Source organism: Phaeovulum veldkampii DSM 11550 (assembly GCF_003034995.1).
Lineage (GTDB): Bacteria > Pseudomonadota > Alphaproteobacteria > Rhodobacterales > Rhodobacteraceae > Phaeovulum > Phaeovulum veldkampii.
Window position 1 is genome coordinate 23674 of the sequence record NZ_PZKF01000032.1, and the last position, 7820, is coordinate 31493.

The 7820-nt window shown below is 62.2% G+C and carries 6 protein-coding genes and 1 pseudogene; 6 read left to right on the top strand and 1 reads right to left on the bottom strand.

All coding sequences use genetic code 11. The annotated features are described in order from the left end of the window. The first annotated feature begins 278 nt into the window (after positions 1–278). From C5F46_RS12490 to C5F46_RS12505, 4 genes are all read left to right on the top strand, one after another. Positions 279–2291: an AAA family ATPase gene (locus C5F46_RS12490; protein WP_107325681.1), complete on the top strand. Its 2013-nt coding sequence runs from the start codon at positions 279–281 to the stop codon at positions 2289–2291. Between the two features lie 51 nt (positions 2292–2342). After that, a complete protein-coding gene (locus C5F46_RS12495) occupies positions 2343–3302 on the top strand; it encodes a helix-turn-helix transcriptional regulator (RefSeq protein WP_107325682.1) in 960 nt (319 codons plus the stop codon). 106 nt (positions 3303–3408) lie between these two features. After that, the gene (locus tag C5F46_RS12500; RefSeq protein ID WP_133618577.1) at positions 3409–4134 is read left to right on the top strand and encodes a PDDEXK-like family protein; all 726 of its coding nucleotides are present in this window, start codon (positions 3409–3411) and stop codon (positions 4132–4134) included. Then, positions 4121–4741, top strand: a complete 621-nt coding sequence (locus C5F46_RS12505; RefSeq protein WP_107325684.1) for a hypothetical protein — start codon at positions 4121–4123, stop codon at positions 4739–4741. The genes C5F46_RS12500 and C5F46_RS12505 overlap by 14 nt, the downstream gene beginning before the upstream one ends. A gap of 327 nt (positions 4742–5068) precedes the next feature. On the opposite strand, the pseudogene C5F46_RS12510 reads toward C5F46_RS12505, so the two are convergent. Further along, a pseudogene (locus C5F46_RS12510) lies at positions 5069–5248 on the bottom strand (transposase); the annotation flags it as partial. A 165-nt stretch (positions 5249–5413) separates the two neighbouring features. On the opposite strand from C5F46_RS12510, the gene istA reads away from it, so the two are divergent. Next, positions 5414–6943, top strand: a complete 1530-nt coding sequence (gene istA / locus C5F46_RS12515) for an IS21 family transposase (protein ID WP_107325685.1) — start codon at positions 5414–5416, stop codon at positions 6941–6943. A gap of 11 nt (positions 6944–6954) precedes the next feature. Then, positions 6955–7713 (top strand): IS21-like element helper ATPase IstB, encoded by a 759-nt coding sequence (istB, locus tag C5F46_RS12520; protein ID WP_107325686.1) that lies wholly within the window; start codon positions 6955–6957, stop codon positions 7711–7713. The last annotated feature ends 107 nt before the right edge of the window (positions 7714–7820 follow it).

Below are 7820 nucleotides of genomic sequence, written 5' to 3' on the forward strand. Positions count from 1 at the left end.
ACAACTAAATCACACAGCGCATCGAAGCTCAGGCAAGTTGCGACGGTTGCCAGCCCCCGCAACCAAAAACCTCAACGATATCAGATTCTTGCGCAGCGTCCTCCGGGGCGCTTTCTGCATTCGCGCACCCAACATCAACGCCACATCAACACCGCAACAGAAAAACCGCAACAGCCCGGATAAGCGTGCAGCCGCAGGCAGCGGCGGGCTTCACCGTTCGATACGTCCGTTTCTGACGTGCGCGTGCTGCATCTTCTCCTCATCAAAGGAGAGAGAAGATGACCACGGAAAAACATCTCGCACTCGAACTCGTCGCTGCCCTCGCCGATCGCTTCGGCCCCGGCAGCAAGGTGGCCAAGGAAGTGCCGGGCTGGATCGAATATCTGACCGACATCGAATGCCCGGAACGGCCGCGAACCCGGCCGGGGGCGGCCTGGTGGGGGAGAGTACGCGGCCTGCTTGAGGGCCTGCGTGGCGGTGATGATCCACGCGACGAAAACCTTGTCCGGATCAACGCGGCGCGCCTCGGGCAGCATTTCGGCCTGTCCGAGGTGGAAGCGCGGATCCTCGAGTTCTTTGCCAGCTATCGCAGCTTCGATATGTTCGAACATGTGGTCGATCGGGCACTCCAGACGCAGGACGTGACGCTACCGTTCCTGATCGCCCAGTTCGCGGGTGCAGATCACACGGAAATTCGGGTGGCGCTTCGGCCGGATGCCCGGCTGCGGGCATCGGGGCTCCTGCAGACCGACGGGCGCAACTGGTCGCGCCAGACCATCCCCTACACGGTGTCGGATCGCCTCGCCGGTGCGCTGATGGCCGACTTCGGCAACATCGAGGAACTCGTCGCGCTCCTGTTCCCGCCAGCCCCGCCGCCCGAAGCGGAATGGGGCGACTTCACGGGGATGGGCGACAGTGCGGACATCATGCGCAAGCTCCTGCAGAAGGCCCTCGCCGAGGCTAAGCCCGGGGTGAACATCCTGCTCTACGGGCCGCCAGGGACGGGCAAGACAGAATTCTGCAAGGTTCTGGCCCGTGAACTTGGCGCCAGCCTGCGCGCGGTCGGCGAGGCGGACGACAGCGGCGAAGAGCCGTCGCGGGGTGAGCGCCTGGCGGAACTGGGCATCGCGGGTCGGATGCTGGCATCGCGGCGCGACACCGTACTCCTGCTGGATGAGATGGAGGATCTGTTCGGGGGTGGCGTCATCCTCCCCTTCTTCCGGCCGGAGCGGACGTCAAAGGTCTTTGCCAACCGGCTGCTGGAAACCAACCCGGTCCCGACCCTGTGGACGACCAATTCGATCGGGACCTGCGATCCGGCCTTTCTGCGCAGGATGACCTTCTCTGCCGAGATGCGCCCGCCCGCTGGACATATTCGCAAACGGATCTGGCAACGCCTGGCGGATCGGCATGTGCCGACGGAGGATGCCGAGGCGATCATGTCGCTCGCGGAATCCCACGATCAGCCACCGGCGCTGGTGGCAGACGCGATGAGGGTCGCGCGGGCTTGTGGCGGGGGGATCGATACCTTCGAGCAGGTCCTCGGCGCGTCGGCCAAGCTGACCAATGGCGGTGTCGCGCCGCCGCCCCGCCACCACTCCGAGGCCCCGTGGGTTCCGTCACTGGCGAACACCGATACCAGCCTGACCCTGCTGGAAGCGCGACTAGCCGCCACCCCGAAACCGCAGCGGCTGTCCGTCTGCCTCGACGGCCCGGCGGGGACGGGCAAGAGCGCCTGGGCCCGTCACCTCGCGCGGCAACTTGGCCTGCCGGTCATCGAAAAACGTGCCTCGGACCTGCTGTCGATGTATGTCGGCGGCACCGAGAAGGCGATTGCCCGCGCCTTTGCGGATGCCCGGGCGGAAGGCGCGCTGTTGATCTTCGACGAGGCGGACAGCCTGCTTGCCGACCGGCGCAACGCCGCCCGCCAGTGGGAGGTGAGCCAGGTCAACGAGATGCTGACCTGGATGGAGAGCCATCCGCTCCCCTTCGTCTGCACCACCAACTTGGCGCAACACCTCGACCCGGCGACGCAGCGGCGCTTCACCTTCCGCATCCGGTTCGACTGGCTGCGCCCGGATCAGCTGCCACGTGCTTGGACCGCGCACTTCGCGGCGCCGGTCCCGGCAGAGGTCGCGGCTCTGGACCGGCTTGCACCGGGCGACTTCGCCAATATCGCCCGCCGGATCCGCGCCCTCGGTCAGGACGACACGGCGACCATCCTTGCCGAACTGCGCCGCGAGTCCGAGGCGAAGGAAGGCGCGGCTCGGCCCATCGGCTTCGGCCGTTGACCGGGCGCGCCTGCAAAGGCCAAAGTCGTAGCCAGAGGCAAAGGAGGCATCGTGCGCTATTCCCGTCAGGAAGATCTGCTGCGGCTGGCCGTGATGATGCAGGGCTCGGCTGAAGGTGTGTCGATTGCCGACATCGAACAGGCCTTCAGCGTGTCCCGGCGCACGGCAGAGCGGATGCGCGATGCCGTGCTGCGCGCCTATCCCCAGCTCGAGGAGCGCCCGGGCGCGAACGGCCAGAAGTACTGGCGATTCCCGCCGGGCACCCTGGGAAAGATAGTGGAACCGACCGTCGACGAACTGACAGCCGGACACCGGGCCGCCAGCATCGCGCGGCGCGAGGGCGACCTCGACACCGCTACGACGCTGGAACGGCTGCTGTCCAAGGTGCAGGCGATGTTTCGCGAGGATCGCCGCCGTCGTATCGCCGCCGATCTCGAGGCGCAGCTGATGGCGGATGGCGTCGCTTTCCGCCCCGGCCCGCGGGAACGCATCGATCCCGAAATCCTGCACAAGCTGCGCGAGGCTATCCTGGCCGGGGTGATGATCTCAGCTGACCATCGCGCCCGAGGTTCCGGCAAGCTCTCGCGCAGTACACGCCTTGGCCCCATTGCGATGCTGTTCGGCGAAGGGCGGCAATACCTGCTCGCTTGGAGCGAATATCAGGACGACCTGCGCCTGTTCGCGCTGGCGGGGTTCGAGCGGATCGACCTCGAGGATGAGGTGTTCGAGCGCCCCGAGGGCTTCGACCTGCAGGAGTGGCTGGCCGAAAGCTTCGGCATCTGGCGCGAGGAGCCGCGAGACGTCGAATGGCGCTTCCTGCCGGAAGTGGCGGACGAGGCCGCGACGTATGTGTTCCATCCGCGACAGGAAACCGAGCGCCTCTCGGACGGGTCACTGATCGTCAGGTTCCGTGCCGGAGGGCGGCAGGAAATGGCTTGGTATCTGGCGAGGTGGGGGGATAAGGTCGAAGTCATTGATGCTCATAAGCATTCGCGTCGATCAGGAATTTGAAATGCTTCAAGGCAAGAAACCAGAACCGGAATTTGAAGTGACGTCCGAGGCTTTGAACGCGCTGAGATGTCGTGTCCCGAGACGGGTAATCTCTCATGACGAACGAATGTCCATCATCGAGACAATGCGAAAGCTTTTGGGTGGTGCAAGTACTCGCATCGAAGAGTTCGTCCGCAATCGACCGCTCTGGCAGCGTCAAGCCAGCCTCGGTCGCGCTCATTGTCTCTTTGGACTTGACCGCCCTGACAGTAGCCTGATGCAGCCGCGGCTTGAATGGAAAATGTCACTTTCCGAAAGGATCGCGACCGAGACCTTGGCGAGGCTCTTGAATGCCGGCGGAGTCCAGGCGCGGGCGCCTCGGATCGATGCGTTTCTGCGGGCTCTGGGACTTGGCGATTCCGAACTTGGCGTTACCAGTGGGCGTCTAACTTCGGCGCAGGTTCTTTCGGAAGTTCCGGCGCTGGATGGGCGACGGATCGATCTCAAGTTCTTGTGGCAGGACGCCCGAGATCGGGAGAGGACTCTAGTTGTCGAAGCAAAGTTTGACCACGTTGTAACGGACGGTCAACTTCGATGCTATCGGGACAGCACGCGGAATGACCACCCTAAAGCCGTTCGACATCATCTAATTTTGGCGTTGGATGAGGACGCCATGCTGCCAGTAAACCGTCGTGACGACGGACATTGGCGCTTCTGCTCTTGGCGCGACCTGTGGCTGCGGTTCGAGACAGCGCGGCCAGTCGAATATGATCTAAGCCTCCAACTCTTCCTCCACGCTCTGTGGCGCCGGATAGGACAACTCAACTCGAAAGATGCCCATGCCCCCCTTTGAAATTCCTGAAAGCGTCATTGCTTACTTCCAAGAACCGGCGACACGCGCTGTTGTGGATTCCCTCGTGTCAACTCTGGATGATCCCGTTCTGCCCGACATGGATCGGAGCAAGCTGATAAACTTAAGCGAGGGCGTGTTGCTGGCTTGCCAGATACGTGCAGATTTCGTTAGATTTATGGCTGGCCTGTGGGGAAGTACCTTTGGCACAGCGTTGGCAGAGTCTGGCCTGAACGAGATATTCCCGGATAACTGTACCATCAAGGAGGTCTGGACCGAAAAGTATTTCTGGTCGTACGTCACTTTGGGTGATGATCTTGAACGCAATCATTTTGAACTCACGGTTGATATAGACAACCAGCGATCACACGAAGTGACGCTTCAAGTCTGGCGTTTCGATGAAAATGATGAACTGCAAAAATTTGGCCCGCGTCTGTCAGTTCCAGATAATTGGCAACGGATCACAGATGAAGACGGGGATCAGCGGCTTGAAGCGACAACTAATGTCACGATGAATCAGCTCATAGCTAATCCTGATGAAGCACTTGGCCAATTAGGTCAGGCCGCGTCCGCTGTTGTCCCGTTTATCGTCAGGCTAATGCGGCCATAGGAGCTATATTGCGCCATCTATGCGTCCGAATCTGACGTGCCCATCTCCTACCCTTCCCACCAACGACGAAGGGTAGGATGGCGATATTGGAACACCACATACTTCACCGACATTCCCCAAGTGGCCTGCCGTCTGACGTCAAGATCGCCTGATTTTGCCCGCTGGACAAGCGTTTTTCGCGCCGAGCGGCGTCTGCGGTCGCGCAAACGCCTGGAGTTGGGCGGATCGGGCCGCGAACCCGCGGCGTCTTTTCCCGGCAGCGACGTTTTTCAGCGCGGTGGGCAGACCTGTCGAGCCTCTTTCGTTGAGTTTTGGCCAATTTCGCGGTTACGCGCATAGCGGCGGCGTTCGCAATCGGTGGATGGCGGCAAGGATAGCCCTGACCATTGGGCCAGTCACGGCGACCTCGGCGAGTTGGAAGGTGATGGCGCGGGCGTGACGCACCACACGGGCACCGATCTTGATCAGTTTCAGCTGCAAGCTGGTCAAAGACCAATCGGCCATGGCTGCGTATTCCGGGGTGATGCGCCCACCGATTCCGATTTGATGCGCCCACCCGTTCCGATTTCATCCGCCCACCGATTCCGGGGTATTCGCCCACCCCTGTGACGTGCTGCTGCGAGGCAATCTGTAACCGGCTACCTTGCGCCCTTTTGGCACGAAGGAAGCCCGATGAAGAGATTGCCGATGCGGAAGATACGAGATGTTTTGCGGCTATCTGCGGAGGGATTATCGACGCGCCAGATTGCGTCGAGCCTGGCGATCGGGCGCACCACCCTTCGGGGCTACCTTGAGCGCGCCGACGAATTGGGCCTGCGTTGGCCGCTGCCGCCGAGTCTTTCCGACACTGACCTTGAACGGCTGATCTATCCGCGGACGGCGCGTGATGTGTCGAACCGCGCGACCCAACCTGACTGGGCGCATGTCCATCGCGAGCTGCGCCGCAAGGGCGTGACGTTGTCGTTGCTGTGGGAAGAGTATCGCGCCGATCACACGGAAGGCTACGGCTATTCCCGGTTCTGCGAGCTGTATACGCAGTGGGAAGGCAAGCTGTCGCCGGTGATGCGTCAGCGTCACCCAGCGGGCGAGCGGCTGTTTGTCGATTACGCAGGGCACACGATCGACGTGATCGACCCCATGACCGGCGAAGTGCGCACGGCACAGCTGTTTGTCGCAACGCTCGGGGCCTCGAGCTACACCTTTGCGGAGGCGACCTGGACGCAATCGCTGCCGGATTGGATCGCGAGCCATGTGCGCGCCTTCGGCTTCCTCGGGGGTGTGACGGCGCAGATCGTCTCCGACAACCTGAAGGCCGGGGTCACCAAGGCGTGCTTCTACGACCCTGCAATCAACCGGACCTATGGAGATCTGGCCGCGCATTACGACACGGCCGTGGTTCCGGCGCGGCCGCACAAACCAAAGGATAAAGCAAAAGTCGAAGGTGCGGTTTTACTGGTTGAACGCTGGATTCTGGCACGGTTGCGCAACCGTCAGTTCTTCAGCCTTGAGGACGTGAATGCTGCCATTCGCCCGCTTCTGGACCAGCTCAACGACAAGGTCTCGCGCCATCTCGGCGCCAGTCGCAGGCAGCTGTTCGAGCAATTGGACAAGCCCGCCCTGAAGTCGTTGCCGGTGGCGCCCTATGTCTATGCCGAATGGAAAAAGTGCCGCGCCGGGCTCGACTACCACATCGCGATCGAACGGCATTATTACTCCGTGCCCCATCAGTTGCTGAAGAAAGAACTATGGGTGCGCATTACCGCCCGGACGGTTGAAGTCTTCCATGTCGGGCAGCGCGTCGCTTCCCATATGCGCACTTCCGGCAACGGACAGCACTCCACGCTGCGCGATCACATGCCCGCAGATCATAGGTTCCGCGAGGACTGGACGCCGGAGCGCATCCGGGCCTGGGCCGCGCGTATCGGGCCAAACGTCGCGCTCTTCGCCGAGGTCGTGATGCGCGACCGCAAGCACCCCGAACAAGGCTATCGCACCTGTCTGGGCGTGATCCGGCTGGCTGACAGGTTCGGGCGGGACCGCCTTGATGCGGCTTGCAGAAGGGCGCTCGAAATCAACGCACACTCATATTCGTCGGTCCAATCCATTCTGAAGAATGGGCTGGACAGCAGGCCGCGCACCCGCGCCACGGAGCAGCCTGCCATCAACCACCCCAACATCCGTGGCGCCGATTACTTCCATTGAAAGGACACGTCATGCTTACCCATCCAACCCTCGATAACCTGAAGGCCCTGCGGCTCGATGGTATGGCCGAAGCCTTCCTCGAACTGCAATCTCAGGACGGTGCTGCTGACCTCAGCCACGCCGAATGGCTTGGCCTGCTGGTCGACCGCGAGGTCGCAAGCCGAGAAACCAAACGCTTTGAAGCCCGCATGCGCTCGGCCAGGCTGCGCCATGTGGGTGCCTGCCCGGAAGATGTCGATTACCGCGCACGGCGCGGCCTCGACAAGGCACTGTTCCAAAGCCTGCTCACGGGCAGGTGGATCACCGACAAGCGCAGCCTGATCATCACCGGCCCCTGCGGGGTCGGAAAAACCTGGCTCGGCTGTGCCCTGGCGCAGGCGGCCTGCCGCGACGGCGTCACCGTGGTCTACAAGCGGATGCCCCGCCTCTTCGAAGAACTGGAACTGGCCCATGGCGACGGTCGCTTCCCCCGCCTGTTCCGCAGCATCACCAAGGCGCAGCTGCTGATCCTGGATGATTGGGGACCGGACCGGCTCACCGCCACGCAGCGCCGTGACCTGATGGAGATCGTCGAAGAACGTTACGGCCGCGGCTCGACCATGATTACGAGCCAGTTGCCCATCACAGCGTGGCACGACGTCATCGGGGAGCCCACCTTCGCCGACGCCATTCTCGACCGCATCGTTCACAATGCTTACCGCCTCGAGCTGGAGGGCGCGTCCATGCGCAAGACCATCGCCAAAATGGATGACGAAACGCCTCAGACCTGATACCCGAAACATGCTGCCTCACGGCAACGCGTCACTGGTGGGCGGATACACCGGAACAGCTGGGCGCATGTTGTCGGAATGAGTGGGCGAATGCTCCGGAATACGCA

Excerpts from the sequence above, each read along its gene's own strand:
- C5F46_RS12490 (WP_107325681.1), top strand. The coding sequence starts at position 279 with ATGACCACGGAAAAACATCTCGCACTCGAACTCGTCGCTGCCCTCGCC.
- C5F46_RS12500 (WP_133618577.1), top strand. The coding sequence starts at position 3,409 with ATGTCCATCATCGAGACAATGCGAAAGCTTTTGGGTGGTGCAAGTACT.
- C5F46_RS12505 (WP_107325684.1), top strand. The coding sequence starts at position 4,121 with ATGCCCCCCTTTGAAATTCCTGAAAGCGTCATTGCTTACTTCCAAGAA.
- istA (WP_107325685.1), top strand. The coding sequence starts at position 5,414 with ATGAAGAGATTGCCGATGCGGAAGATACGAGATGTTTTGCGGCTATCT.
- istB (WP_107325686.1), top strand. The coding sequence starts at position 6,955 with ATGCTTACCCATCCAACCCTCGATAACCTGAAGGCCCTGCGGCTCGAT.